The sequence below is a fragment of the Pseudoflavonifractor sp. MSJ-30 genome, from assembly GCF_018918045.1.
Lineage (GTDB): Bacteria > Bacillota > Clostridia > Oscillospirales > Oscillospiraceae > Faecousia.
Genome location: NZ_JAHLPU010000050.1, coordinates 1 through 26,878, shown reverse-complemented (window position 1 = coordinate 26,878; position 26,878 = coordinate 1). Strand labels below are relative to the sequence as shown.

The 26,878-nt window shown below is 56.2% G+C and carries 22 protein-coding genes, 1 tRNA gene and 1 riboswitch; of the genes, 6 read left to right on the top strand and 17 right to left on the bottom strand.

Features of this window, described 5'->3' with window-relative positions; translation table 11 throughout:
- Positions 1-574: 574 nt before the first annotated feature.
- The 12 genes from KQI10_RS07520 to KQI10_RS07465 all read right to left on the bottom strand — a co-directional run bounded on the left by KQI10_RS07520 (position 575) and on the right by KQI10_RS07465 (position 14,927).
- Positions 575-1,558, bottom strand: a complete 984-nt coding sequence (locus KQI10_RS07520) for an ABC transporter permease (RefSeq protein WP_216566792.1) — start codon at positions 1,556-1,558, stop codon at positions 575-577.
- Between the two features lies 1 nt (position 1,559).
- Positions 1,560-2,654, bottom strand: coding sequence for an ABC transporter permease (locus KQI10_RS07515; RefSeq protein ID WP_216566791.1), 1,095 nt, complete (start codon positions 2,652-2,654; stop codon positions 1,560-1,562).
- A complete protein-coding gene (locus KQI10_RS07510; protein WP_216566795.1) occupies positions 2,647-4,158 on the bottom strand; it encodes an ABC transporter ATP-binding protein in 1,512 nt (503 codons plus the stop codon). Before KQI10_RS07510 ends, KQI10_RS07515 begins: the two co-directional genes overlap by 8 nt.
- Before the next feature lie 352 nt (positions 4,159-4,510).
- The gene (locus KQI10_RS07505) at positions 4,511-5,788 is read right to left on the bottom strand and encodes a BMP family ABC transporter substrate-binding protein (protein ID WP_216566790.1); all 1,278 of its coding nucleotides are present in this window, start codon (positions 5,786-5,788) and stop codon (positions 4,511-4,513) included.
- A gap of 60 nt (positions 5,789-5,848) precedes the next feature.
- Positions 5,849-6,421 carry a xanthine phosphoribosyltransferase gene (locus tag KQI10_RS07500; protein ID WP_216566789.1) on the bottom strand — a complete coding sequence of 191 codons (573 nt, stop codon included), beginning with the start codon at positions 6,419-6,421 and terminating at the stop codon, positions 5,849-5,851.
- 106 nt (positions 6,422-6,527) lie between these two features.
- A riboswitch (purine riboswitch) is annotated at positions 6,528-6,628 on the bottom strand.
- Between the two features lie 143 nt (positions 6,629-6,771).
- Positions 6,772-7,854 (bottom strand): Xaa-Pro peptidase family protein, encoded by a 1,083-nt coding sequence (locus tag KQI10_RS07495; protein WP_216566788.1) that lies wholly within the window; start codon positions 7,852-7,854, stop codon positions 6,772-6,774.
- A gap of 112 nt (positions 7,855-7,966) precedes the next feature.
- Positions 7,967-8,878, bottom strand: a complete 912-nt coding sequence (locus tag KQI10_RS07490) for a dihydrodipicolinate synthase family protein (protein ID WP_216566787.1) — start codon at positions 8,876-8,878, stop codon at positions 7,967-7,969.
- Between the two features lie 77 nt (positions 8,879-8,955).
- Entirely contained in the window at positions 8,956-9,864 is a 909-nt protein-coding gene (locus tag KQI10_RS07485; protein WP_216566786.1) for a carbohydrate ABC transporter permease, read from the bottom strand.
- Between the two features lie 15 nt (positions 9,865-9,879).
- Positions 9,880-10,740, bottom strand: coding sequence for a carbohydrate ABC transporter permease (locus KQI10_RS07480; RefSeq protein WP_216566794.1), 861 nt, complete (start codon positions 10,738-10,740; stop codon positions 9,880-9,882).
- A gap of 189 nt (positions 10,741-10,929) precedes the next feature.
- The gene (locus KQI10_RS07475) at positions 10,930-12,306 is read right to left on the bottom strand and encodes an ABC transporter substrate-binding protein (RefSeq protein ID WP_216566785.1); all 1,377 of its coding nucleotides are present in this window, start codon (positions 12,304-12,306) and stop codon (positions 10,930-10,932) included.
- A 484-nt stretch (positions 12,307-12,790) separates the two neighbouring features.
- A complete protein-coding gene (locus KQI10_RS07470; protein ID WP_216566784.1) occupies positions 12,791-13,654 on the bottom strand; it encodes a MurR/RpiR family transcriptional regulator in 864 nt (287 codons plus the stop codon).
- Between the two features lie 70 nt (positions 13,655-13,724).
- Complete coding sequence (locus tag KQI10_RS07465) at positions 13,725-14,927, bottom strand: AGE family epimerase/isomerase (RefSeq protein WP_216566783.1); 1,203 nt, start codon at positions 14,925-14,927, stop codon at positions 13,725-13,727.
- A 311-nt stretch (positions 14,928-15,238) separates the two neighbouring features.
- Between KQI10_RS07465 and KQI10_RS07460 the strand changes: the two genes are divergently transcribed.
- Positions 15,239-15,312 (top strand) — tRNA-Gln (locus KQI10_RS07460).
- Positions 15,313-16,028: 716 nt separating this feature from the next.
- Here KQI10_RS07460 and KQI10_RS07455 read toward each other — a convergent pair.
- Entirely contained in the window at positions 16,029-17,057 is a 1,029-nt protein-coding gene (locus KQI10_RS07455; protein ID WP_216566782.1) for a leucine-rich repeat domain-containing protein, read from the bottom strand.
- 224 nt (positions 17,058-17,281) lie between these two features.
- Positions 17,282-18,589 carry a tRNA (N(6)-L-threonylcarbamoyladenosine(37)-C(2))-methylthiotransferase MtaB gene (gene mtaB / locus KQI10_RS07450; protein ID WP_371818385.1) on the bottom strand — a complete coding sequence of 436 codons (1,308 nt, stop codon included), beginning with the start codon at positions 18,587-18,589 and terminating at the stop codon, positions 17,282-17,284.
- Between the two features lie 150 nt (positions 18,590-18,739).
- Here mtaB and KQI10_RS07445 point away from each other — a divergent pair, with 150 nt between their 5' ends.
- Positions 18,740-18,976, top strand: a complete 237-nt coding sequence (locus KQI10_RS07445) for a hypothetical protein (protein WP_216566781.1) — start codon at positions 18,740-18,742, stop codon at positions 18,974-18,976.
- 93 nt (positions 18,977-19,069) lie between these two features.
- Here KQI10_RS07445 and rpoD read toward each other — a convergent pair whose 3' ends face one another.
- A complete protein-coding gene (rpoD, locus tag KQI10_RS07440) occupies positions 19,070-20,227 on the bottom strand; it encodes an RNA polymerase sigma factor RpoD (protein ID WP_216566780.1) in 1,158 nt (385 codons plus the stop codon).
- A 282-nt stretch (positions 20,228-20,509) separates the two neighbouring features.
- Between rpoD and lepA the strand changes: the two genes are divergently transcribed.
- From lepA to hemW, 3 genes are all read left to right on the top strand, one after another.
- Complete coding sequence (gene lepA, locus KQI10_RS07435) at positions 20,510-22,318, top strand: translation elongation factor 4 (RefSeq protein ID WP_216566779.1); 1,809 nt, start codon at positions 20,510-20,512, stop codon at positions 22,316-22,318.
- Between the two features lie 106 nt (positions 22,319-22,424).
- Positions 22,425-22,778, top strand: a complete 354-nt coding sequence (locus tag KQI10_RS07430; protein ID WP_216566778.1) for a four helix bundle protein — start codon at positions 22,425-22,427, stop codon at positions 22,776-22,778.
- A gap of 84 nt (positions 22,779-22,862) precedes the next feature.
- A complete protein-coding gene (hemW, locus tag KQI10_RS07425; protein WP_216566777.1) occupies positions 22,863-24,056 on the top strand; it encodes a radical SAM family heme chaperone HemW in 1,194 nt (397 codons plus the stop codon).
- Positions 24,057-24,119: 63 nt separating this feature from the next.
- Here the strand turns inward: hemW and KQI10_RS07420 are convergent, their stop codons facing one another.
- The gene (locus KQI10_RS07420) at positions 24,120-25,016 is read right to left on the bottom strand and encodes a LysR family transcriptional regulator (protein ID WP_216566776.1); all 897 of its coding nucleotides are present in this window, start codon (positions 25,014-25,016) and stop codon (positions 24,120-24,122) included.
- A gap of 169 nt (positions 25,017-25,185) precedes the next feature.
- Between KQI10_RS07420 and KQI10_RS07415 the strand changes: the two genes are divergently transcribed.
- Positions 25,186-25,743, top strand: coding sequence for a TetR/AcrR family transcriptional regulator (locus KQI10_RS07415; RefSeq protein ID WP_216566775.1), 558 nt, complete (start codon positions 25,186-25,188; stop codon positions 25,741-25,743).
- 63 nt (positions 25,744-25,806) lie between these two features.
- On the opposite strand, the gene cysK is transcribed toward KQI10_RS07415, so the two are convergent.
- Positions 25,807-26,742, bottom strand: coding sequence for a cysteine synthase A (gene cysK, locus KQI10_RS07410; protein ID WP_216566774.1), 936 nt, complete (start codon positions 26,740-26,742; stop codon positions 25,807-25,809).
- Positions 26,743-26,878: the final 136 nt, after the last annotated feature.

Sequence of the window (26,878 nt, the reverse complement as noted above, 5' to 3'; positions counted from 1 at the left end):
AGGCGCTGACCGCTGCTAGCTCCCGCCGCAGAGCCGCCCTCCCTTAAGAATCCTTTCCGGCGCGCTTTTACGTCAGAAAAGCAATGTTTCGGCGACGTTCTATCGAAGCATGTAATATGCATCAGAATCTTATCATAAACCAGGCGCTATTGCCGTTTTCACAGAGTGAAAACGCTCAAAAAGCTCGGTTCCTCTTCTATTCCGCGCCAGTGTACACACTGACATGGAATTCTCAAAACATAGGATACCGAAATAGAAAGTTGCTAAAATATTGATTCTTTTCAGTTGAAATGTTCCAAGAAAAGTATGATAAATTGCACACTCCGTACTCGCCGGAAGGCGGTGCAGAAAGCTGCGTTGGTTTTGAGGCCGGGAAGGATTCTTAAGGGAGGGCGGCTTTGCCGACAGCGCCTCCCTTAAGCCGCATTCTTGCGGAGCTTCTTGGCGGGACAAGAAGCTCCCCGCCGGAGGCAACCAGCCTACGGGCGGACAGGGCTGAATTTCAAAACACCGCCACCCAAAATCATAAGCAAAACGGACCGGCTCGATGCCGGTCCGTGAAAGGAAATGCTTATTACCGCTCTTCCCGGAAGTAGGGCACGCCCAGGCTTTCGGGGGGCTGGTTTTCCCGCTTGTTGCGCATGGAGGTCAGCACCAGCACAATGATGGTTACGACGTAAGGCAACATCTTGTACAGCTCCTTCACCGCCAGGTTGGCCCCGGTTGGAATGAACAGGTACAGGATGTACAGCCCGCCGAAGAGAATGGAACTGAGGATGCCCACGTTGGGCCGCCAGATGGTGAAAATCACCAGAGCGATGGCCAGCCAGCCCCGGTCGCCGAAGGCATCGTTGGACCAGACGCCGCAGGCATAGTCCATAACGTAGTACAGTCCGCCGAGGCCCGCGATCATGGCACCGATGCAGGTAGCCTTGTACTTATAGCGGGCAATGTTGATACCCGCCGCGTCTGCCGTGGCAGGGCTTTCGCCCACGGCCCGAAGCTGCAGGCCCACACGGGTCTTTTTCAGCACATAGGAGGCAATCAGAGCGATGATGACAGCCGCATAGGCCAGAAAACCATAGGACAGGAACAGCTTGCCAAACACACCGGTGGTCTCCGCAATGGGCAGGGTCTTCCGGAAACAGGCGGAAGTAGCGGACAGGGCGATGGAGGGGACTTCCGCGCCGGTGAGTTTGATAAGTGAACCGCCGAAGAAGTTGCCGAAGCCCACGCCGAAGGTGGTCATGGCCAGGCCTGTCACATTCTGGTTTGCCCGGAGGGTAACGGTCAGGAAGCAGTACAGCAGGCCCATGAACAGGGAACCCAGCAGGCAGCATACCAGAGGAATCAGTACCGCCAGAAAAGGCTGCACATTACCGCCCTGCTCATAGAAGAAAGCGCCGATAACGCCGCAGATGCCGCCAACGTACATGATGCCGGGAATGCCCAGGTTCAGGTTGCCGGATTTCTCCGTCAGGGTCTCACCGGTAGCGCCGAACAGCAGAGGAATTCCCTGCATGACCGCTCTGGGGAAAAAGGAAACGAAATCAAACATATTACTTTTCCTCCTTCCGGTTGTTTTTCAGAAAATTCAGCTTGTAGCTGATGAAGAACTCGCTGCCGATAATGAAGAACAGGATAATGCCCGTCAGGATATCGCCAAAGGAATGGTTCAGGGAGTAGATGGTGGATATCTCGCTGGCGCCCCGGTCCAGGAAGACCAGCAGGAAGCTGGTGAAGATCATGGAGAAGGGGTTGAACTTGGCCAGCCATGCCACCATAACGGCGGTGAAGCCCCGGCCGTCGGCAATGGTGGTGGTAATGGTGTGGTCCGTGCCGCTGACCAGCAGCAGACCCGCCAGGCCGCAGACCGCGCCGGAGAGCATCATGGTCCGCACAATGACTTTGCCCACTTTGATGCCCACATACCGGGCGGTGCGCTCACTTTCGCCCACAACGGCGATCTCATAGCCCTGCTTGGAGCGGGTGAGATAGAAGTACATGGCGACGGTCAGCACCAGGGATACCAGAATATTCAGCAGATACTTGTAGCTGCCGATCTGGGGCAGCCAGCCCGCCATGGTGGACTGGTTGATGATGCCGATCTTACCCGCGCCTTTGGGCACCTCCCAGAGGATGACAAAATAGGCGACCAGCTGGGTAGCCACATAATTCATCATCAGCGTGAACAGGGTTTCGTTGGTGTTCCATTTGGCTTTGCAAATGGCGGGAATGCCGCCCCAGACGGCGCCCGCCAGCATTGAAGCAAAAACCATCAGAACGATCAGCGCCCAGTTGGGGAGCTTGCCGCCCAGCAGAATCATGCAGGCCGCAGTGGCCAGGCCGCCGATCAGAATCTGGCCCTCGCCGCCCACGTTCCAGAAACGCATCTTAAAGGCGGGGGTCACCGCCAGGGACACCACCAGCAGGATGGCAATGTTCTGGCCCAGAATCCACATTTTCCGCTTGGTGCCGAAGGCGCCGGCGAACATGGTCTTATAAACGCCGATGGGATTCTCGCCCGTCAGCGCCGTGGTCACGATGGCGCAGACAATCAGGGCCAACAAAATGGCGCAGCCCCGGATGGCCCAGGCACCGTACCAGGGCAGGTTATCCCGTTTGGAAATATGCAATACAGCATGCTTATTCATTGCTTTTTCCTCCCAGCCGCGTCATCATCATGCCAACCTCCGGTTTTCGGGAAGCGTCCGGCTTTTCCACCACGCCGCTTACCTTGCCGCCGCAGAGCACCAGAATCCGGTCGCACAGCTCCAGCAGCACATCCAGATCCTCGCCGACAAACACCACGGCCACACCGGCCTTTTTCTGCTTGTTAATCAAATCATAAATGGTATAAGAGGCGTTGATGTCCAGACCACGGACGGCGTAGGCCGTCAGCAGCACCGTAGGCGCGGCAGCGATTTCCCGGCCCACCAGCACCTTCTGCACATTGCCGCCGGACAGACGGCGGACGGGTGTGGAGACGCCGGGGGTGTTGACCTCCAACTCCTCGATCACCTTTTCAGCCAGGTGTCTGGGATCCTTTCGATTGGTAAACCAGGAGTGGCCCTTGCGGAAGGAGCGCAGCATCATATTATCCGTCAGATCCATGGAGCCCACCAGGCCCATGCCCAGCCGGTCCTCCGGCACGAAGGAGAGGCCTACGCCCAGATCCGCGATGGCGGTGGGGTCCTTGCCGATCAGCTCCTCTTCCCTGCCGTCATCCTCCACATAGCGGATGGAGCCGGACAGGGTAGGCTGCAGGCCCGCAATGGCCTCCAGCAGTTCCTTCTGTCCGCAGCCGGAAATACCCGCAATACCCAGAATCTCGCCGGAATTGGCTGTAAAGGACACATCGTCCAGCTTGAGAGTCCCCTCCATATCCTTGACGGTCAGATGCTCCACCACGATTCGGGGCTTGGGGTCCACAGGCGCGGGTCTGTCAATGTTCAGCGTTACGGGACGGCCCACCATCATGTTGGTCATTTCCTGCGCGTTGGTTTCCTTCGTCAGCATATCGCCCACGAATTGGCCATGGCGCAGAATGGCCACCCGGTCGGACAGGTCCTCCACCTCATGCATTTTGTGTGTGATGATGACAATGGCCTTGCCGTCATTGCGCATATTCCGCAGAACCTTGAAGAGCTTCTCCGTCTCCTGAGGGGTCAGCACGGCGGTAGGCTCGTCCAAAATCAGAATGTCGGCCCCCCGGTAGAGGACCTTCACGATCTCCACAGTCTGCTTCTGAGACACGGACATATTGTAAATCTTCTGGTTGGGGTCCACATCAAAACCGTAGGCATCACAGATCTGCTTTACCTTCGCGGCGACCTTATTCATATCCAGTCTGCCCGGCTCCTTCAGACCCAGAACGATATTCTCCGCTGCGGTGAGCACATCCACCAGCTTGAAGTGCTGATGAATCATGCCGATGCCGTAGGAAAAGGCATCCTTTGGAGACCGGATCAGAACCTCCTTGCCGTTGATGAATATCTGTCCCTCGTCCGGGAAATAAATGCCGGAGAGCATGTTCATCAGGGTCGTCTTGCCGCTGCCGTTTTCGCCCAGCAGTGCCAGGATTTCCCCTTTGTAGATGTCCAGCCACACCCGGTCATTGGCCAGCACGGGGCCGAACCGTTTGGTAATGTCCCGCATCTGTACGGCGGCTTTCTTTTCTTCCAAAAAGATCACTCCTTCTCTGAAATGCCTTCCCCTGGGGGAAGGTGGCCCGCCGCAGGCGGGTCGGATGAGGGGCGGGCCGAAGAACCGATAAGGAGAAATCTATGGCAATTCCGTTCCGGTAAACAGCTTGGAAGCGGCTTAGGCCGGTTCTATATTGGTTCTGCTTGCCGCCCCTCATCAGTCTCGGCGTTCCGCCGAGCCAGCTTCCCCCTGGGGAAGCCATTTTCATATTGAATGCTTCAAAGGGCAACGCGGCGAATGGTCACTGCGCTGCCCTTTGCAGCATTTCCAGGAGCCCCGGAAAGGGGCCCCTGGGTAAAAATGTTTAGTATGCCTGATCCAGCAGGGTAATGCCGTCGATCTGCAGGGTGAAGTAAGGTGCGGAGCGCTTGGTGGATTCCTGGAAAGCGCCGTTCTCGATGACCTCGGTATCGGGGGTGTAGTCGGGATCGGTGTCCACGTCAGCCATGAAGGACTCGACCTTCTCGCCGTTCACAGTGAAGGTATTGATGTCGAAGACCTGCAGGGAACCATCCTCCAGAGCGGCCTTGACCTCAGCCAGCTTCTCGGCAGTGCCAGAAGCCGCAACGGCGTCGTTCAGCTCGGTCAGGACGACAGAGCCGGTCTGCAGAGTGCCGGTCCAGTCAGCGGGGATCTCCTCGCCGTTCATAACGGCCTTGATGGCCAGCTCATAGTAGGGAGTCCAGTCGATACGGGAGGACACCAGGAAGGTGTTGGGGCAGGCGGCAACGGTAGAGCCGTTGTAGGAAACGTTGGGAACACCGGCAGTCTCGCAGGCAGTGGGTGCGCCCATGGAGTCGGCGTGCTGGGAAATCAGGACGCAGCCGTTCTGAATCAGCTTATTGGCGCCTTCCTTCTCGGCGGTCTCGTCATACCAGGAACCGGTGAAGGTAACGTCCATGGTGACGGAGGGGCAAACGGAGCGGGCGCCCAGGAAGAAGCTGGTGTAGCCGGAGACGACCTCGGCATAGGTATAAGCACCGACATAGCCCATCTTGGCCTCGTCAGCGGTGATCTTGCCTTCCTCGATCATCTGGTTCAGCTTCATACCGGCAGCAACACCGGCCATGTAGCGGCCCTGATAAATGGCGGCAAAAGCGTTGTGGTGGTTGGCCAGGCCCTGGGTGTGGGCCTTGGTGCCGGTGGCGTGGCAGAACTGCACGTCAGGGAACTCCTGAGCAGCCTGGATGATGTAATCCTCGTGACCGAAGGAGTCGGCGAAAATGATGTTGCAGCCGGCGTCAGCCAGCTCAGCAGCGGCATTGTAGCACTCCTGGCCCTCGGGGATGTTGGTGCGGAACAGGTACTGATCTTCAGTCAGGCCCAGGTCGGCAATGGCCTGCTTGGCGGCATTCATGAAGTTCAGGTCATAGGTGGAGTTCTCGTCGTGCAGGAAGATGAAGCCTACCTTGATGTTGGAAGCAGCGGCAGGAGCTTCAGTCTCCGCGGCGGCAGTGGTCTCATCGGAACCGGCAGCGGTGGTGGCAGCAGCGGTAGTGGCGGCGGTGTCGGCCTTGCTGCCGCAGGCAGCCAGACCCAGGACCATCACAAGGACCAGAGCCAGAGAAAGAATCTTTTTCATGTTTTCTTTTTCCTCCTAGAAAAATGTATATGTTGATCGCGGTTTGCGAAAAACAACGTGTTAAGCCCGGAAGGTAATGGCATCGTCGGTCATGGAATCCACAATAGCCAGCGACTCGACCCGGACGCCCTCGGCCCGCAGGGCATCTCCGCCGCCCTGGAAGCCCTTTTCAATGGCGATGGCCGCACCCACAACGGTACCGCCCGCCTGACGGACCAGCTCTGTCAGACCGATCAGCGCTTTGCCGTTGGCCAGGAAATCATCCACCAACAGCACCCGGTCCTTTTCGCCCAGGTAATCGCTGCTGACGACAATCGTATAATCCGTACCGTGGGTATAGGAATGGACAACGGCGGTATACACCGCGCCGTCCACATTGCTGGACTTGTGCTTCTTGGCAAAAACCATGGGCACGCCCATTTCCAGGGCCACTGCCGCCGCGATGGCAATGCCGGAGGACTCAATGGTCAGGACTTTATTGACCCCCGCGTCCTTATAGAGCCGCGCGAATTCCCCGGCCATCTCAGCCAGGAACGCGGTATCAATCTGCTGATTCAGGAAGGATCCCACCTTGAGAATGCCGCCGGGAAGGACTTTTCCTTCCTCCAGGATCTTCTTTTCCATTGCTTTCATATGGATAACGCTCCTTCTGTCAAAGAATGAAAAAACCGCGGACATCTACAGTCCACGGTGCAAAAATGAGCAAACGCCTTCCAAGACCCAGCACTCTGGGGACGGAACGCGTATCTTTTTCACCAATGGTCACAGCTTCCTGGCGCTGCGGTAGAAACTCTCGGGCCATACATCCGAAATTACATTAGCTTGTGTTCACCTGACAGTGCCATCCTAAACCATAATTCATCATTTGTCAACATTTGCCGACACCATTTCAAGTTTTTTTCGGTTTTTCACAAAAAGCGTACGTTTTTTTTATGAATCCTTGGAAATGCTGAAGGGCGGCGCGAGGCCGCCCTTTTAAGGGTTTACTCAAACGGGACAATCGTCAGATCCTTTGGATAATGGTTCAGCACCTCACAGCCGTCCTCAGTAATCAGCACCAGATCCTCAATGCGGACGCCGATGCCCTCCTCCGGAATATAAATGCCCGGCTCCACGGAGAAGCACTGGCCCGGGTGAATCACCGCCTCATTGACGGCGGACACATCCCCCGCCTCATGGACCTCCAGGCCGATGGAATGGCCGGTCCTGTGGGTGAAATACTTTCCGAAGCCCTTTTCCGTAATGTAGTCCCGGGCGGCCTTGTCTACATCGCACATCCGGGCCCCGGGTTTGGCGGCAGCAATGCCCCGGAGATTGGCTTCTTTCACGATTTCATAGATTTCCCGCTGCCGATCGGATACCTCGCCCAGGAAAACCGTCCGGGTCATATCGGAACAATAGTCGTCCTTTCTGCCGCCGATGTCCAGCACCACGCAGTCTCCCCGCTTACCGCGGCTGTTGTCCGTCACATGGTGGGGATCCGCGGCGTTGGCCGCGAAGGCGGTGATGGGCTCAAAAGAGTAACCGGAGCAGCCCGCATCCAGATAATATTGCAGCAGCAGGTCCGCCAGCTCCGTCTCCGTGTGGTTTGCGGGCAGTGCCTGAATAATCCGATCCATGACCTGGTCATTCAGCCGGGAAGCGACACGCATTTTCTCCTGCTCATCGGCAGTCTTGATGGCCCGGACGCCGTCCACAATGGAAGAGCTGTTGACACACTTTCCGGAATGCAGCTCCTGGAGCCGCAGCAGGAATCGGGCGGGCCAGTTCTTATCCACGGCGACGGTCTCCCCGGGGACCAGAGTCCGCGCAACCAGAGCGACGCCGTCCTGGGTGTCGTTATAATAGGTAATGGGTGCGCCCAGGTCCCTGGTCTGATGGAACAGGTCGTTGATAAAGAACCGGTGGGCCCCGTCGGCACGCAGCACCAGCACCAGCATCCGTTCTCCGGGCTGGATGGATACGCCCGCGAGATAGTAGATCACGGCAGGGTCCGAGATCAGCAGCTGGGGCACCCCCGCGGCCTTCATGGCGGACAGGATTTTATTCAGTTTTACAGGATCCATAAGTCTTCGCTCCTTTGTGTTTCGATGCAAGCATCATAGCACTTTTTGCTGTTTTCCGCAAGATGCGAAAAGGGGCCCGAAAACTCGGGTCCCTTTGGCGGAATCTCTGAAATTACAGCTTTGCCTTTACGGCGTTGATCATGGCAACGCACTCGGCAGCGATTTCCCTGTCGCCTTCCTGCAGGTCCAGCAGAGGCTCGCGGACACCGCCCACGTCGGGGCCGCCGCTCTGACGCAGGATCTCCTTGATCATGGCGTACATGTTGCCCTTGCCGGAGCACATCTTGTAGATGATCTGACAGGCATCCTGCTGCAGCTCCCGGGCCTTGGCCAGGTCACGGCCGGTGGTAGCCAGCTCGTAGATCTTCAGGAAGACCTCGGGCATAGCGCCGTAGGTGCCGCCGATGCCGCCGGTAGCGCCGGAGACCAGGCCGCCCAGCAGCTGCTCATCGGGTCCGTTGAAGACCACCTTGGCGCCGCAGTGTACCCACTTCTCAATGTCTTCCACAGGCATGGAGGAGTTCTTCACACCGATGCAGCGGGGGTTTTTCAGCATGGTGGAGAGCAGGCCGGGATTCAGGGCCACACCGGCCAGCTGGGGGATGTTGTAGATGATGAAGTCGGTGTTGGGGGCAGCGGAGGAAATGTCATTCCAGTACTTGGCAATGGCAGCGTCGGGCAGGTGGAAGTAGATGGGAGGAATAGAGGCAATGGCATCCACGCCGCAGCTTTCGGCATGGGCGGCCAGCTCCATGGATTCCCGGGTGCCGTTGCAGGCTACGTGGGCAATGACAGTCAGCTTGCCCTTGGCAACTTTCATGACGTTCTCCAGCAGCAGCTTCCGCTCGGGAACGGTCTGATAGATGCACTCGCCGGAGGAGCCGCCAACGTACAGGCCCTTGACGCCCTTATCCACATAATACTGGGTCAGTTCCTGAACAGCCTTGGGAGAGATTTCACCCTTCTCGTCATAGCAGGCATAGAAGGCAGGGATAATGCCCTGATACTTGGAAATATCAAACATTTTTCTTACTCCTTTATTGGAAATTGGTCATGGGGACAGGGAGCTGCCCCCATGAGCGGTTTGTAAAACGTTTTGCCTTAACCCTTGACAGCACCCATGGTGATGCCCTTGGTAAAGTACTTCTGGAAAATCAGGAACACGATGATGATGGGCACGGAAGCCAGCGCCGCACCGGCCATCAGCAGACCGTAGTCCGTGGAGCTTTCGCCCTGCATGGTGGCGATACCAAGGGAGATGGTCAGATTCTTGTTGGAGGTCAGCATAATGAGCTGCATGAAGTAGTCATTCCAGCTGTTGATGAAGGTGAAGATGGCGCAGGCGCCGACACCGGGCTTGATCATGGGGAACATGACGTCCGTGAAGGTTCTCCACTCGGAAGCGCCGTCAATACGGCAGGCCTCGGTCATTTCTGTGGGGATGCCCTCCGCGAACTGCTTCAGCAGGAACACGCCGAAGGGCCAGCCAACGATGGGGAAGATGACGGCCCAGATGGTATCGTACAGATGCAGTGCGGACATCTCCCGCAGCAGGGGGATCAGGATGACCTGCTTGGGCAGTGCCATAGCGCAGACGACCAGAGAGAACACAACGCCCCGGCCGATGAAGCGCTTTTTGGCCAGTGCGTAGCCGGCCATGGCGGCGGTCAGGCAGGTGATCAGCATGGAGGCCACGGACATGAAAACGGTGTTGATCAGCCAGCGGATGGCTGCGGGCACAGTGGGTCCGGTGATGATATACTTGCCGATGCTCATGTTAAACAGGGGTGCGGACCGCTTGCTGAACAGGCGCTGGAAGTTGCCGATTTCCCACTCCGTGGGGAACCACACAGGGGTGGTGGCGTTGATCTCCCGGCCGGTCTTGAAGGCGCCGGTGATGATCCAGTACAGGGGGAAGGCAAACAGGAAAGCCAGGATGCCCACGCAGATATAGGAAATAATGCGGTAAACTCTCTGGCGGGTGGCGTTCTTCTGAATTTGATCGTTCATATTTTCGCTCCTCCCTTACTTTTCTTCGCCCAGCTTGAACTGGACGGCGGACAGGATGGCGATAATGATAGCCAGGATCACGCCCATGGCGTTGCCATAACCGTACTTGTACAGCTTGAACGCGTTGTAATAGATATAGTACATAATGGTCATGGTGGAGTTCTTTGGTCCGCCCAGAGTCAACAACTGGATCAGTGCGAAGCACTGGAAGGAGTTGATGGTGGTAATGACCAGAATGTACAGAGTGGTGGGCATCATCTGAGGCCACTTGATCTTCCAGAATGCCTGCATCTGGCTGGCGCCGTCAACCTCGGCGGCCTCCACCAGAGACTTGTCCACGTTGTCCAGCGCGGACACATACAGAACGATGGGCTGGCCCACGGAGGTGGTCAGCAGGATCAGGATGATGCAGCCCAGCGCGTAGCGGGAATCGCCCAGCCAGTTGATGTTCTTATCCAGCAGGCCCAGATTGGTGCCCAGATAATTGAAGATGCCGTAGTAATTGTTGTACATCCACTTCCAGACCATAGTGACAGCTACGGAGCCGGTGACCACAGGCAGGTAGAAGATGCAGCGGAATGCGGAAGTCGCGCCCACACGCATCTTGCTGATGACGGAGGCAACCCACAGGGAGAACGCGCAGGTGACAGGCACGGAAACCAGCACGATCACCAAAGTATTACGCAGCGCGATCCAGAAAACAGGGTCCTGGAACAAACTTCTATAGTTGCCCAAGCCCACAAAGATGTCATCCCGGCCCATGGTGGCGTCAAAGAAGCTGGTGTAAACGCACATGAACATGGGGTACAGGACGAACATGACAAAGAAAACCAAAAACGGCAGCATAAAGGCGTAGCCGGTCATGGTCTCATGCATTACGAGCTTCCGGGACTTGGTGTTCAAAGCAATTCTCTTGTTTGCCACGGAGAATCCTCCTCTTAAAATATGTAAGAGGTAATCGTGAGGCGTGAATCGGGCTTCACGATCCACGATTACCTCTTACTCGTAAAGGCGCCCCTCCCCCTGACGGGAAGGGGCGCTCATGCGTTTCAGGATGACCGGAAATTACTGGCCGTTCGCCTGGCTCACATACTGCTCAACAGCAGCGGTGATGGCCTCGACGGAGCCGTCAGAAGCACCGACCTGCTGCAGCATGTTCCACCAGCAGGTACGAGCCTCAGCCCAGCCGGTGGTGACCTGGTAGTAGTCGCCCAGCAGAGGCATCAGGACGTTGTAGGAAGCCATGACCTCGTTGTCAGCCCAGATGGTGGACAGGTCAGCGCCCTCAGCGGTGTCGCGGACTGCGAAGTAGTTGGCAGCCTTGACAGCATTGGCAGTGGCCTCAGAGTCGCACATATACTTGACGAAGGTCTTGGCAGCCTCGATCTTGCCGGCATCGCCGTTGTCGAAGATACCGAAGCCCCAGATGCCGCCCTGCAGCTTGGGGTCGCCGTCTGCGGGGAAGGCCATGAACATGATGTCATCGCCGTTAGCAGTCTTCTCAGCGCCGGTGTTGGCGGAGTTGGGGTTCAGCTGCTGGGCGATGTTCCAGCAGAAAGCAACGTTCAGAGTGCCGTTGTAGAACAGAGCAATCTCATCGCCGCCAGCGATACCGGCGTCGTAGGCAATGGCCTCGGAATCGTACAGAGCCTTCAGAGCCTGAATGTTCTGCTCGGAGCCCCAGGTGTACTCGGTGTGCTCAGCGTTGGTGAAGGTGCCGCCGTACAGGTTGTTCACCAGTGCGCGGGTGCCCTGGTCACCGCCCTGGCCGACACAGTAGACAGCGCCGACCTGCTTGCCGGTGTAGGCATAAACAGCGTCCATAGCCTTGAAGAAATCCTCGGTGGACTTCCAGGTGTGGGTGTCCTCGTTGATGTACTGCATAGCGTCAGCAGCCTCGAAGACGGTCTTGTTGATGGCCATGCAGTGAGCGGTCATGACCAGGGGATACTCGTAAGCGGTGTTGTCGTCGGCGAAGCAGGCGGCCAGAGCGGCAGCGTTGATCTCGCTCTTGTCGGTGTCGTCGAACAGGTCAGCGATATTGACCAGCTTGCCCTTGGCGCCCCAGTTGGCAACCAGACGCTCGGGTCCTTCCATGATCAGATCGGGAGTAGCGTTGCCCTCGATGGCGGTGTTGACCTTGTCGTCGCCGTCAGCGTAGGTCAGATACTCAACAGTGACCTTGATGCCGGTAGCGGCCTCGAAGTCAGCCATCAGAGCGTCAACAGTCTCCTGATTGCCCCAGCCGCCGATGGGATAGGTCCACAGGGTGATTTCGGAAGCGGCAGCGGGAGCAGCAGCTTCGGTAGCGGCTTCAGTAGCGTCGGTAGCGGCAGCGGTAGTAGCCGCGGCAGTCGTCTCCGCGGGCTTCTCGGACACGGAGCAGGCGCACAGGCCCACGACCATGACCACTGCCAGCAGAACAGCAAACAGTTTCTTCATAATGTCCTCCTCAAAAATTGTTTTGTTCAAAGCGATTAATTTTCCCGTCTCGAACTGTATTTATTTTAGCTATCCCCACCGCGAAAGTCAATCGGTCTTGAATGAAATTTTCTTTCAGCTCCATATTTTTTCGAAAATTCTAGCAATGCGCACAATTTATGTTTGAATTTTCTCGTCGCAGCTTGCTTGAAGTTGTCTATTTTGACAACTCTCATAAGGAAATATATATGATAGTTGAAAGGATTTTGTTCTAAGTGAACTTTTCTGTAAATCCATTGTTAATTTATATACATGAAAAATGAAAATTTCTTTATGTTGCGCCGGCGAAAATACGCGAAAATGCCAGGATGCCGGCATATGGAGGGAAATCCGCCTGCCAAGGCTATGCTGCGCAAGGAATGTACACAGGTCTTTCCGTCCATTGGCATGCCATGCACAAACGTCAAAAAAGCCGCGCCCGGGCAGGCGCGGCGAAAAAGCAGGGTCACATATGTTTGCTCTTCAGTGCCTCCGCGATGCGGCGGCGGTACTCCAGCGCCCGATCCATATCCGTTCTGGAAAACTCGGAGAAGAGCACATCCAGCAGATACATCTGGGCAATCCGCGCGGCGATGGAGCCGGACTGCATGGGACTTTCGTTGGCCCCGCACTGCAAAACATAGTCCGCCGCCTGTGCGCCGGGCGAATTGGGGAACCGGGTCACAATGACGACCTTGGCGCCCCGCTCCCGGGCAACAGCCTCCATATCCAGAACATCCCGGGTGGAGCCGGAGTAGGAAAAGAAGAACAGCACATCGCTGCTTTCCATAGTGGAGGCGGCAACCGCCTGCAGGTGGGAATCCTCCACAGGCCAGAACTTGTTGCTCACCGTAGAAAACAGATGGGCCGCCTCCCGGGCAATCAGCATGGAGCCGCCCTGGCCCATGCACAGCACCTGTCTGGCATGGTGGAACAGCGCCGCCACCTGCGCGATCATGGAAAGATTCAGTACCTCCATGGTTTGCAGCATGGCCTCCACGTCCGCCCGGTAGAGCTTCTGGGACATGGTTTTCAGGTCGTCGCTCTGCTCCACCTGACCGCTCAGAGGCGTGTCCCCCAACCGGGCCTGGGCCATAGCGTTGGCCACCGCCAGCTTCAGCAGCGGGAAGCTCTTATAACCCATATGCCGGGAGAACCTGGATATGGTTGCCTCCGCTACACCGCTCTCCCGCGCCAGTTCGGAAATGGACTGCTGGACCACCCGCTCCTGATTGGCCAGGATGTAATCCGCCAGCCGTTTTTCCGCGGGGGTAAGAGAATAGTAGTCGCTGCCAATACGCAGGATCACGCTTTGCTGTCTTTCCTCCATGGTTTTGTCTCCTCAAAAAATGCCGGGGCCGAAATCCGGTCCCGGCAGAATGTATCAAATGTGTCTCCGGTTACCGAGCCAGCAGCTCGCCCAGCATCAAATCGGTCATGATCAGCATTCTGGGCAGATGGAAGGGGCCCTTGAAGGTGGAACCCTTGGTAGAGGGCTCGGTGGGCTTGCCGTCCCGGCGCAGGTAGCCGTACCACTCACCGGCTTCACTGTCGGAGAAGTGTTTCTTGCAGTAGTCCATAGTACGGAAGTACCAATCCAGGTACTCCTCCTTGCCGGTGTCGCGGTAGAGCATCAGAGAGGAGATCAGGATCTCGTCATGGGGCCACCACAGCTTCATGTCGTGCTCGTATGCCTCGGGGGGATTGCCCAGGCAGTCCACGAAGTACAGCAGGCCCTCGTACTCCTCGTCCCAACCAGCCTTGATGGCCCAGTTGAAAATCTCCTCTGCCTTGCCGACCAATTCCTTGTTGCCGGTACGCTTGGCGTGCTCCAGCAGGAACCACACGCCCTCGATGTCGTGGCCGGGGTTCACGATACGGCCGTCGGTGTAGTCCAGATTTGCCTCACCGTTGGGGCCCACATTCTCCAGCACACAGTGCAGCTCGGGATGGACGTGGTACTTGAAGATGTCATCCACGCAGCCCTGGGCACGCTCTTCGTACAGAGCCTTGTTCTCGGGATCCACCCGCAGCATGACGGAGGTCACGTTCAGGTAGATCATGGGCAGGCCGAAAGCCCGGCCGCTGCGGGTCTCAGGCTCGGTCTTGGGTCCCAGGCCGGTGGGATCCTTAGCGCCGTGCCACAGGTCCCAGTAAATATTGTAAGCCTTCTTCGCCCGCTCCAGGCACTCCTTCTCGCCGGTGACGCCGTAGTATTCGGCATTGGCAATGGCATAGAAAGCCTCAGAGAAATAATAGCGGCGCTGACGCAAGGGCTTGCCGTCAGCGGTGACGGTGAAATACATTCTGCCGTCGGCATTGGGGTTGATGCAGTACTTCTCCATGAAGTCCAGGCAGCTCTTGGAAGCCTCCAGCCACTCCTTCTTCACGCCATAGGTGTGGCACAGGTACGCGAAAATCCAGCCGCACCGGCCCTGCATCCATACGCTCTTATCGGTGGAGTAGATCCGGCCATAGCGGTCCAGGCAGGTGTACACGCCGCCGTGCTCCTTGTCCATGCCGTTTCTCAGCCAGAAGTCCGCGCAGACCGCCAGTTCCTTTTCCGTCCAGGCCTTGGCCTGCCGCAGTTTTGTTTTGTCCATTTCTAAAACCCTCCTGTGGTTTTTGAAAGGCCGCCTCGGAGCGCTTCCGGCGTTCTCATCGTATAAATCCGCCAAAAGCCGTTCCTTCCGGAAAGCCCAAAATGTTACAAATCCATAGTACCATTCCCTTTGTCATTTTTCAAGAGCTTTTTTCATTTTCTTTCCTTTTGGGTACATATTTTCTTTCCCCACAGGGGATACTGCCGGAGAAGAAAAAATTCTTTCAGAAAAGGAAAATAATGCTTGACATTTTCCTTTTCAGTGCTATAATACCCATGTTGCTTGTGACGCGGCAAGCGAAACAGCGCCATAGAGGATTTGTGTAACGGTAGCACACCGGACTCTGACTCCGTTTGCGGGGGTTCGAATCCCTCATCCTCTGCCAAAAAAAGAAGAGACACCACATGGTGTCTCTTCTTTTTTTGCTTCAGGGAGGGATTCGAACCCACTTCAATGCAAGGCTCCGGCGGAGCCTTGCCACTCGGCGTCCAGCCGCCGAGTGCTCCTTACGATTTGCCCCTCAAAGGGCAAATCGGTAATCGAATCCCTCATTCTCTTCTTTGGACACCACATGGTGTCTCTTCTTTTTGCTTCAGGGAGGGATTCGAACCCACTTCAATGCGAAGCTCCGGCGGAGCCTTGCCACTCGGCGGCTGGACGCCGAGTGCTCTTTACGATTTGCCCCTCAAAGGACACGAATCCCACGCATTTCAAGAAGATTACAGGGCGGATTCCCCAATTTTCCGGTGGGTCTTTCGTTATGCCCGTAATGATTAAGCGCTTCTTTCGGCAAAATATCCGGGTAAATCTCATTGACAATATCCAGTAGCCTTGCTATACTGATTTTGGAACCAGTAGGAGTAGCGGATTCTTCCGTAATCTTCGGCAGCAATGCGGCTGGTTCCTTTTTGCGTTTGCCGCATAGTGAACATCAATAGATGTACTCTCATTTAAATGTCGGTTTACCACCAAAGAGGCTCCATAAAACCCTGTTTCACTCCGTGCAGTTCCAACAAGAACATGGAATTCCTTCTGGACGGAAGCACCTTCCGCTCCGTTCCGGTTTGCTGCCGCAGCCTCTACTCTATTTCCTTTCCCAAATCAGGAATTGATATAGAACATTCCCAGAATATCCCGCATTTCGTAGTAGTGGGCTCCCTTGCGCCAGCCGCTGCCTACGGAATCGGCGCTGTGGAATTTCATCTCCGTGTCCGGCAGAGCATCCGGCAGGATCAGTTCTGCCTGACATTCCTCAGGCAGCTCATAGCGCTGGGGGCCGGGCTGGGTCCACCACAGGCGCTTGAGCCAGGTCATATGGCTGATGGGCGTGGCATCCGCAATCAAATAGCTCAGATTCAGGTCATCCAGACCTGTACAGCTTTCCAGCGGCGTCAGGTCCGTGACCTTGGTCAGAAACAGCTCCAGAAATACCAGCTTTTTATGATTTTCCAGAGGACTGATGTCGCTGACCTGAGTATCCGCAATGACCAGATATTGCAGCTCCGGCATCTCCGCCGCCCAGTCGCAATTGGTGATCTTCATATGGCCCACATCAATGCAGATCATGTCGTGGCAGTATTTCAGCTCCACCAGATCCTTGTCCGTGACCTCTTTCTTGAATTTCACCGGCATGAACCAGGTATCGTCCGTCCGCACGTCCAGTCCGCCCAGCCGCACCGTCCATACCACTCTGACCCCCGGCAGGCGGTCGTTCAGTGCCTCCAGCGCCTCGCTGGACTGACCGCAGCCGCTGAGAATCAGCTTTTTCAAATTTGGGAAGTCGGCGAGCTTTGCCTCCAGTACAGAGAGATCCTCTATGGGGCAGTCCGTCAGGTCCACCTCTTCGGCATTGGTAAGGAAAGCCTTTCCGAAAAGCAGTACCGTATCAGGGTCGCTGCCGTTGGGACACGCGTCGGGAGGCTCCACGATATGCCCCCGGGGCCGCGCCGTCTCTCCCCGCTTTGGCCGCGTCGGCGCGGATACTGTCGCCTGCGGCTCCGTTTCCGTCTCCGTCGTTGAGGGCTCTTCCGTTGATTGCTCCGTCATCTGGGCACGATGACACCCAGCGCAGAACAGCGCGCCGCACAAAAACAGTGTGGCCGCTAACATAACCCATTTCCATTTCCGCATATCCCAATCCCCCGGCTTTCTGTGTTCTGTAAACCAGTAAACGCATCATACCATATTCGACATATTCCGTCAATATCCTTTTCCGTTCTGGGTTTGTACCGGCAATGCGAATTATGCGCTTTGGCCTTGTAAGAGCGGCTGGCAGCCACACTTACAAGGCCAAACAGTTTTTTATTTCAAATACAGCCGTGAAACCGCAAATATTGCGGCAATCGAACGGCATTTCACTCCGTGATCCGGCCAAACACTCCATCCTCATACAGTCCTGTGATCTTCACATTTTTCACCACATTGTGCAGCGCCTCTCCGGCGGCATAGACCCGGACGTAGTTGGGGGCGTGGCCGGTGTAGAAGCCCAGCGACTGTTCCTCAAAGAGCACCGCCTGAGTGGTGCCGATAAGGCTTTCCCGGTAGGCCTTGCTCATGTCATCCGCCACGGTGATGGCACGGCGGCTGCGGTCCTCTTTGACAGCGTTGCCCAACTGGTCAGGCATTTTGTCAGCCGGGGTTCCGGGGCGGCGGGAATAGGGGAAGATATGCATATCCGCAAAGGCGCATTTTTGAATAAAGGTCAGGCTCTTCCGGAATTCCTCTTCGGTCTCCCCGGGAAAGGCCACGATCATGTCCGTGGTCACGGCACAGCCCGGAAAGTATTTTCGCAGCAGGCAGACGCTTTCGTAATACCGGGCGGTATCATATTTCCGGTGCATCCGCTTCAGCACAGTGTCGCAGCCGGACTGCATGCTCAGATGGAACTGAGGGCAGAGGTTGGGATAGGCGGCCAGAGCCTGACAGAAGTCCTCCGTGACCACTCTGGGCTCCAGACTGCCCAGGCGGATGCGCAGTTCCGGCACGGCCTCGCACAGCCCCGTGATCAGGTCCTTTACAGGAGGCTTTCCCGGCAGGTCCACGCCCCAGCTGGCAATCTCAATGCCGGTGACAACAATTTCCCGGTAGCCCATCTCTGCCAGCTCCCTGGCCTGCCGCAGCGCATCCTCCAGCGGCGCGGACCGCACAGGGCCCCGGGTATAGGGTATGATGCAATAGGTGCAGAAGTTCACGCAGCCATCCTGCACCTTCAGCATGGCGCGGGTCCGCTCTTCCAGCCCTCCGGGGGGCAGCAGCTCAAATTCCCGGCGGCGCAGAGCGTTGTCCAGGGTATCCGTATGGGCTTCCCCATTCAGCGCGGAGAGCATATGCTCCAGAAACTCCTGCCGTCCGCCGGAACCGCCCAGCACATCCACCCCCAGTTCCTTCACGGCTTCCGGGGCATGCTGGGTATAGCAGCCGCAGACGCCGATAACGGCATTGGGATTATCCCGGCGGCAACGGCGGATGACAGCCCGGTTCTTCTTATCCGCAACGGCGGTAACGGAACAGGTATTGATGATATAGGCATCGCAAACTTCATCGAAATGTCCAATTTCGTGACCGGCATTTTGGAGGATATGCTCCATAGCCTGCGTCTCATATTGATTGGTCTTGCAGCCCAGTGTGTAAAAAGCAAAGCGCATTTCTGTAAAAATCGCCAATTTTATTGGCGCTCCCTTGTTATAATTAGCCAAACCGACAATTGCTTTTCAATTGAAATCTGTTATAATAATCGCATATTTACAGTTTTTTCGGTCAGCAGTCATATTATACACGAAAACCCGGCGTTTGTACAGCCAAAGGAGGTTTTTATGCAGGAATTTACCATACATCTTCGCTCCGTGCGGGATGTAAATGAATTTGTTGCATTGACCGCTCCGCTGTGCGGCGTCACCTTGAGCGACGGCTTCCGGACGGTTGACGGAAAGAGTTTTATGGAGATTTTCTGTCTGAAGCTGGACGGCCCCATTTCGGTGCGGGCAGAATGCGGCGGCGAGGAATTCGAAAGATTCCGCCTCTCCTGCGCCCGCTTTCTGGAAGCGAATTGAATATCGGCTCTTTGCAGCACCGTCCCGGGAATACTCGGGGCGGTTTTTTATACAAAGAACGGCCTCCCCATACGGGGAGGCCGCAAGTATCCATCAGCAATAGAAATCCCGGATCTTCTTGGCCCGGCTGGGATGGCGGAGCTTCCGGATAGCCTTGTTTTCGATCTGGCGAATCCGCTCACGGGTAACGCCGAAGATCTGGCCCACCTCCTCCAGAGTGTGGGTGCGGCCGTCGTACATGCCGAAGCGCATCCGCAGCACGTCCGCTTCCCGCTCGGTGAGGGTACCCAGAATCTCTTTCAGAGCCTCGGCAAGCAATGCGTTGGAGGTGGCATCGGCAGGGCCGGGGGTCCGCTCGTCCTCTACGAAGGAGCCGATGGAGGTATCCTCTTCGTCACCTACGGGGGTATCCAGACTCAGGGTATCGGCGGCGGTGCGGTTGGCCTCAATGATTTTTTCCACAGGCAGACCCAGCTCCGCGGCAATCTCCTCCATGGTAGGCTCCCGGCCCAGCTCCTGGACCAGCTTCCGGTTGCAGCGGGTGGCCTTGTTGATGACCTCTACCATATGCACCGGCACCCGGATGGTCCGGGCCTGGTCCGCAATGGCCCGGGTAATGGCCTGCCGGATCCACCAGGTGGCATATGTAGAGAACTTGTTTCCCTTTGTCCAGTCAAACTTATCGACCGCGCGGATCAGTCCCGTGTTGCCCTCCTGGATCAGATCCAGAATGTGCAGGCCCCGGCCTGAGTATTTTTTTGCGATGGAGACAACCAGACGCAGGTTGGCCTCCGTCAGCTTGTTCTTGGCCTCCTGGTCGCCTTCGGATACCCGCTTTGCCAGTTCCACTTCCTCTTCCGCAGACAGGAGCTTCACCTGACCAATCTCCTTCAGATACATCCGCACAGGGTCATCCAGGCTGTATTCCGCGGCCAGATCCACAGGGTCAATGAGTTCTTCCTCTTCGATGCCCCGCAGATCCAGGCCGTCATCCAGCCCATCCCCCAGGCCATCGCCCAGTACATCCAGCGTGTCATCAATCTCCAGCTCCGTGGTGACGATCTGGATGTTCATGGCATCGAACCGGTCATAAATCTCCTCAATCTTCTCAGGGGAGAGCTGCATCTTTTCCAGAATGGCACTCAACTCCGTATCCCGGATCATGCCCTCTTTCTTGCCCTTTGTAATCAGGGCCTGCATAGCGGCCTGCAGATCCTCCACATTCTTTGTCGGCTTCTTGGCAGTACTCATAGTCAAATCCCTCTTTACCTCTGTCTGTGTTACGACTTCAAAATATTCTTGCCGTAAAACTATACCCCGATTTTGCATTTCCGGCAAGGGTTTTTCAAATATTTCTTTGTTTTGCGAGAAAAAAGTCAAAATCCGGCAGGCGCCACTTTGATTTTCCCCTGTTTTTGTGAAAACATACGGTTTACATTTTCGGAAAAATTCGTTATAATTGGTAAAATGCTTAAAGTATGCCCTTATATGCCTTCCCCTGAGGAAGCCAACTTCAAAGAGAGGAATCAGCCTATGACGGATCTTTCCCATATTCGTAATTTTTCCATTATCGCCCACATTGACCACGGCAAGTCCACTCTGGCGGACCGGCTCATGGAGCAGTGCAACGCCGTGGATCAGAGGACCCGGGCTGAACAGCTACTGGACTCCATGGATCTGGAGCGGGAGCGGGGCATTACCATCAAGGCCACCGCCGTACAGCTGAATTACGCCGCCGATGACGGGGAAACCTACGACTTAAACCTCATCGACACCCCGGGCCACGTGGACTTTAACTACGAGGTCTCCCGGTCTCTTGCCGCCTGCGAGGGTGCGGTGCTGGTGGTGGATGCCAGCCAGGGCGTAGAAGCCCAGACCCTGGCCAACACCTATCTCGCCATTGACGCGGGACTGGAGGTGCTGCCGGTCATCAATAAGATTGACCTGCCCTCTGCCCGTCCTGCCGAGATTAAGGCAGAGGTGGAGGACATTATCGGCATTCCCGCCGAGGATGCCCCGGAAATCTCCGCCAAGAACGGTATCAACATCCATTCCGTGCTGGAAATGATCGTGAAAGATATCCCCGCTCCAAAAGGAGACCGGGAGGCTCCTTTGCAGGCTCTGATCTTCGACAGCCAGTATGATTCCTACCGCGGTGTCATTGTCTATACCCGGATCAAGCAGGGCACCGTCACCGCCGGTATGGACGTGAAGATGATGGCTACCGGCGCGGTCTATAAAGTGGTGGAGGTCGGAACCATGAATCCGCTGGGTCTGACCCCCGCAGAGAGTCTGGGGGCCGGCGAGGTTGGCTATATCACCGCCTCCATTAAAAATGTTTCCGATACCCGGGTAGGCGACACCATTACTAGCGTGGAAAACCCCGCCGTCCAGCCCCTGCCCGGCTACCGGCAGGTGCAGCCCATGGTCTACTCCGGCGTGTATCCCGCCGACGGGGCCAAATATCAGGACCTGCGGGATGCCCTGGAAAAGCTGAAGCTGAACGACGCCTCCATGAGCTTTGAGCCGGAAAGCTCCATTGCTCTGGGCTTTGGCTTCCGCTGCGGCTTCCTGGGACTGCTGCACATGGAGATCATTCAGGAGCGGCTGGAGCGGGAATACAACCTGGACCTGATTACCACCGCCCCCAACGTTGTCTACCGGGTGACCAAAACCGACGGCACCGTGCTGATGGTGGATAACCCCCTGGACTACCCGGACCCCATGGAGATTGAGCTGGCGGAGGAACCCTTTGTCAAAGCCAGCCTCATTGCCCCCCAGGAGTATGTGGGCAATATTATGGACCTGTGTCAGAACCGCCGGGGCGAGTTCAAGAACATGGAGTATCTGGATGCCAGCCGGGTGGAGCTGCACTACGAGATGCCTTTGAACGAGATCATCTACGACTTCTTTGACGCCCTCAAGTCCCGCACCCGGGGCTACGGCAGCCTGGACTACACCTTCCTGGGCTACCGTCCCAGCCGCCTTGTGAAGCTGGACATCCTGCTCAACGGCGAGGTGGTGGACGCCCTGAGCTTCATCCTCTTTGCGGACAACGCCTACCCCAGAGCCAGAAAAATCTGTGAAAAGCTGAAAGACAACATCCCCCGCGCCCAGTTCGAGATTCCCGTCCAGGCGGCGATCGGCGGAAAGATCATCGCCCGGGAGACCATCAAGGCCCTGCGCAAGGACGTCCTTGCCAAGTGCTACGGCGGCGACATCACCAGAAAGAAGAAACTGCTGGAAAAGCAGAAAGAGGGCAAGAAGCGCATGCGCACCTTCGGCTCCGTAGCCGTACCGAGCGAAGCGTTTATGGCCGTCCTCAAATTAGACGACGAATAAGAATCAGTTGACAGTTGACAATTGACAGTTGACAGTGAGGAAATTGACAATTGACAATGGACAATTGACAATTTTTGCGGGCAGGAAACGTCTACAGATTTTGATTATGAACAATGCTATTGAAGAAAAGAGCTTTCAGTTTGCTGTGCGCATAGTAAGCCTTTGCAGGTATCTTCGTGACGAGAAAAAGGAGTTCATCTTGTCCAAGCAGCTTCTTCGGGCGGGTACCAGCATCGGCGCAAATATTGCGGAGTCACAGCAGGCCCAGAGCAGACCGGATTTCATCTCCAAGCTCTGTATCGCATTAAAAGAAGCCAGCGAAACCAATTATTGGCTCCGCCTTTTGCGGGCCACCGACTATCTGTCGGAAACCGAATACAGGACCATGATCGTCCAGTGCAGAGAACTGGAACGACTTTTGACATCCATTCTAAAATCCACAAAACCCTCAGAACAATGACCTGACAGTTCAATTGATGAAGCCTTTCGGCTTCCTCAATTGTCAATTGTCAATTGTCAATTGTCAATTTGTACGGAGGCTCACATGGCAATATTAACCAAACGCAACAACAAAACCCCTTTGGGTATCTACATCCACATTCCCTTCTGCCGCAGCAAGTGCCAGTACTGCGACTTTTACTCCATGCCCTGCAAGGACGACAAGCTGATGGACAGCTATCTGGATGCCATCTGCGCCCATCTGAAGGAGGCGGGGGCCTTGTGTCCCGGCTACCGGGTGGATACCGTTTACTTTGGCGGCGGCACGCCCAGCTACTTCGGTGCGGACGCTCTGGCCATTATCCTGACGGCCATCCGCCGGAATTTCGATGTGACCCCCGACGCGGAGATCACCTTTGAGGCCAACCCGGATTCCGTCACCGACCGGCTGCTGCACCGGCTGAAAGCAGAGGGCTTTAACCGGGTGAGTCTAGGGGTCCAGTGCGACAATGATGAAATTCTCAAAAAACTGGGCCGTCCCCACACCTATGCCCAGGCCGTCACCGCCTACCAGCGCATCCGCAAGGCAGGCTTCCGGAATGTGTCGTTGGATCTGATGTACGGCCTGCCCGGCCAGAGCCTCCACGACTGGCAGGAGACGCTGGAAAATGTATTGAAGCTGAATCCGGAGCACATGAGCTGCTATGGTCTGAAGGTGGAAGAGGGCACGCCTCTGTATGAAATCAAGGATTTCGTCGGGCTGGCTGACGACGACACCCAAGCGGATATGTACATGGCCGCCATTGAGTCCCTGCGCAATCACGGCTTCCGGCAGTATGAGATCTCCAATTTCTGCCGCAAGGGTCTGTATTCCCGGCACAACACCAAGTACTGGACCGGCGGAGAATACCTGGGCTTCGGCCCCAGCGCAAGCTCGGACTTCGCGGGCAAGCGCTTCACCATGGTTCGGGATCTGCAGGCCTATATTCAGGGCATTCAGACCGGCGGCAACATCATGGAGGACGTTCAGGAGATCCCCCTGCGGGAGCGGGCGGGAGAATACTTGATGCTCCGGCTGCGGACCACCGCGGGTATTCTGGCCGAGGAATATGAACGCACCTTCATGCTGCCCTTCAAGCCCCTGGAGGAGGTCCTTCTGAAACACCGGGTCTACTACCGCACCGCCCAGAGCGAGGACGGCCGGTGGTATCTGACCCCCAGAGGCTTTCTGGTGTCCAACGACATCATCTCCGATCTGCTGCTTGCCCAGGATGATTCGGAGCCGCTGAAAAGGCTGTAAAAAAGCACAGGGGGCGGTGCAGGCATCGTCCCCTGTGCTTTATGTGATTGAAAAGCCGCTTATTTACAGATCTTCCAGATACCGTTCCAGCAGGTTCAGGTATTGAACAGTCAGCTCTCCCCGCCGGCTGTCGTAGCGCTCCATGACGAACAGGCTGTAGTGCAGGTTGTCCAGCGGGATACAGCGGAAGCCGAACCGCTCATTGGAGCGGGGCGGGAGCTTGCAGCCGATGGAATACATGGAAGTCTCGGAGATCAGTCGGTTCTTCAGCGCCCGGTCGGAGACTGTAACGATCCTGTCGGGATTGATGTGCAGCAGGGCGGACAGACTGGGATATTCCAGGAAGACTTTGTCATTGTAGTCCACCATGGCGTAGTTTTCAAAGTCGCTGAACCGGATCTCCGGCGCGCTGTACAGCGGATGCCGGGGGCCGATGCGCAGTACCATGGGCACATCCGCCATATGGGTCAGCTTCAGATTTTTCTGACGGCAGATCTTCTCCAACCGGTCTGTCTCATCTGAACCCCGCAGCGCTACGGCAAGATCAATCTCTGAAAGCCAGAGCTTTTCCAGAGAAACATCGATGTCATCTGTATAAAAGGCCATTTCCAGGCCGTCCTCATTCTGGCATTCCTTACACAGCTGCGCAAAGGCATCACACACCGGATTATAGGAAATGCCGCCGATGCGAAGCCGTCGGCGAGGCGTCAGGCTTCCCACCTGGCACATCTTTTCGTGGCAGTCCACGATTTGTGCCGCCTGCCGCAGTGCCTCTATCCCCTGCTCCGTAGGCTGAACCCCTCGGCTGGTGCGGATGAAAATCGGATAGCCCAGTTCTTCCTCCAGAGAACGGATCACACCGCTCAGATTAGGCTGGGCGATAAACAGACTGGCCGCCGCGGCGGAAATGGAACCCGCCCGGTAAACAGCCAGAGCATACTGCAGCTGCTGGATGGTCATAGCGCACCCCCAAGAATCGTTCAAAATACTTTTTAGCTATTTTATCAAATCGTTTTCCGGAAATCAAGACGACGTATAGGAACAGAGTTTCATGTTTTCAAAACATTCACACTTCGTTTTTCCTGGCTTTCGTTTTCCAGGGTAGGATTCAAGAAAAAGGAGGATGTCCATGGCACAGTTTACCAAGCGCGCGCTGGAGGATTCCCTGAAGCACCTGCTGCTGAAAAAGCCGCTGAATAAGATCACCATCAACGATATTGCCGAGGACTGCGGCATCAACCGCATGACGTTTTACTACCATTTCAAAGATATCTACGATCTGGTGGAGTGGGTCTGTCTGGAGGATGCCAGACAGGCGCTGGACGGCAAGAGCAGCTACGACACCTGGCAGCAGGGATTTGTTCAGATTTTTCAGGCTGTTCAGGAAAACAAACCCTTTGTGATGAACGTATACCGCTGCGTCAGCCGGGAGCAGGTGGAGCGCTATCTGACCCCTCTGACAGACGATCTGCTGATGGGTGTTATCAATGAGCTGTCCGCCAATATGGTCGTCCGGGATGAGGACAAGGCGTTTATTGCCCGGGTCTACTCCTATGCCTTTGTGGGATTGATGCTGGACTGGATCAAGGACGATATGCGGAGCGACCCCGAAAAGCTGGTGGCCCGTTTCGCCCTGGTGATCCACGACGACCTGCTGGGGGCTCTGAACCGATTTCGGGTAGGATGATCTGATTTTTTCGCCCGCTGCCGTGTTTGGCAGCGGGCGAATTTTGAAGAGAAGGAGAAAAGCTTATTTATCCGCAAACAGCGGAGTGGAGAGGTACCGGTCGCCGGTGTCGGGCAGCAGGACCACAATGGTCTTGCCCTTGTTCTCGGGGCGCTTTGCCAGCTGCACGGCTGCCCAGACAGCCGCGCCGGAGGAGATGCCTACAAGAACGCCCTCCTTACGGCCCACCAGGCGGCCTGTGGCAAAGGCGTCTTCGTTGGTAACGGGGATGATCTCATCATAGATCTTGGTATTCAGCACCTCGGGAACAAAGCCCGCGCCGATGCCCTGAATCTTGTGGGGCCCGGCCTTTCCGGTGGAGAGAACCGCGGAGGAAGCCGGCTCAACGGCCACAACCTTCACCTCAGGCTTCCTGCTCTTCAGGTACTCGCCAACGCCGGTGACGGTGCCGCCGGTGCCCACGCCCGCCACGAAGATATCCACGTCTCCGTCGGTGTCCTCGTATATTTCGGGACCGGTGGTCTCGAAGTGGGCCTTGGGGTTGGCGGGATTGGTGAACTGGCCGGGAATAAAGCTGCCGGGGATTTGAGCCGCCAGTTCATTGGCCTTTTCAATGGCGCCCTTCATGCCCTTGGCGCCCTCGGAGAGCACCAGCTCAGCACCGTAAGCCTTGATCAGCTGGCGGCGTTCTACGCTCATGGTATCGGGCATAACGATGATCAGCTTGTAGCCCCGGGCCGCCGCCACGGAGGCAAGACCGATGCCGGTATTGCCGGAGGTTGGCTCGATCAGGGTGGCGCCGGGCTTCAACGCGCCGCTCTTTTCGGCGTCGTCAATGATTCCCTTAGCGATTCGGTCCTTCACGGAGCCGGCGGGGTTGAAATACTCCAGCTTGGCCAGAATTCTGGCCTCCAGCTTTTCTTCTTTCTCGATATGGGTCAGCTCCAGCAGCGGGGTGTGCCCAATCAGCTGGTCGGCAGAGGTGTAAATTTTAGACATAGAAATGACTTCCTTTCCAAATTATATTGTAGCGGTGTGAAGTAGTCGGAAAATTGGTGTTTGCAGAGTAAACAAATTGACAATTGACAATGAACAATTGACAATTATGGTGTCCCTTCGGGACGAATTAAAATTA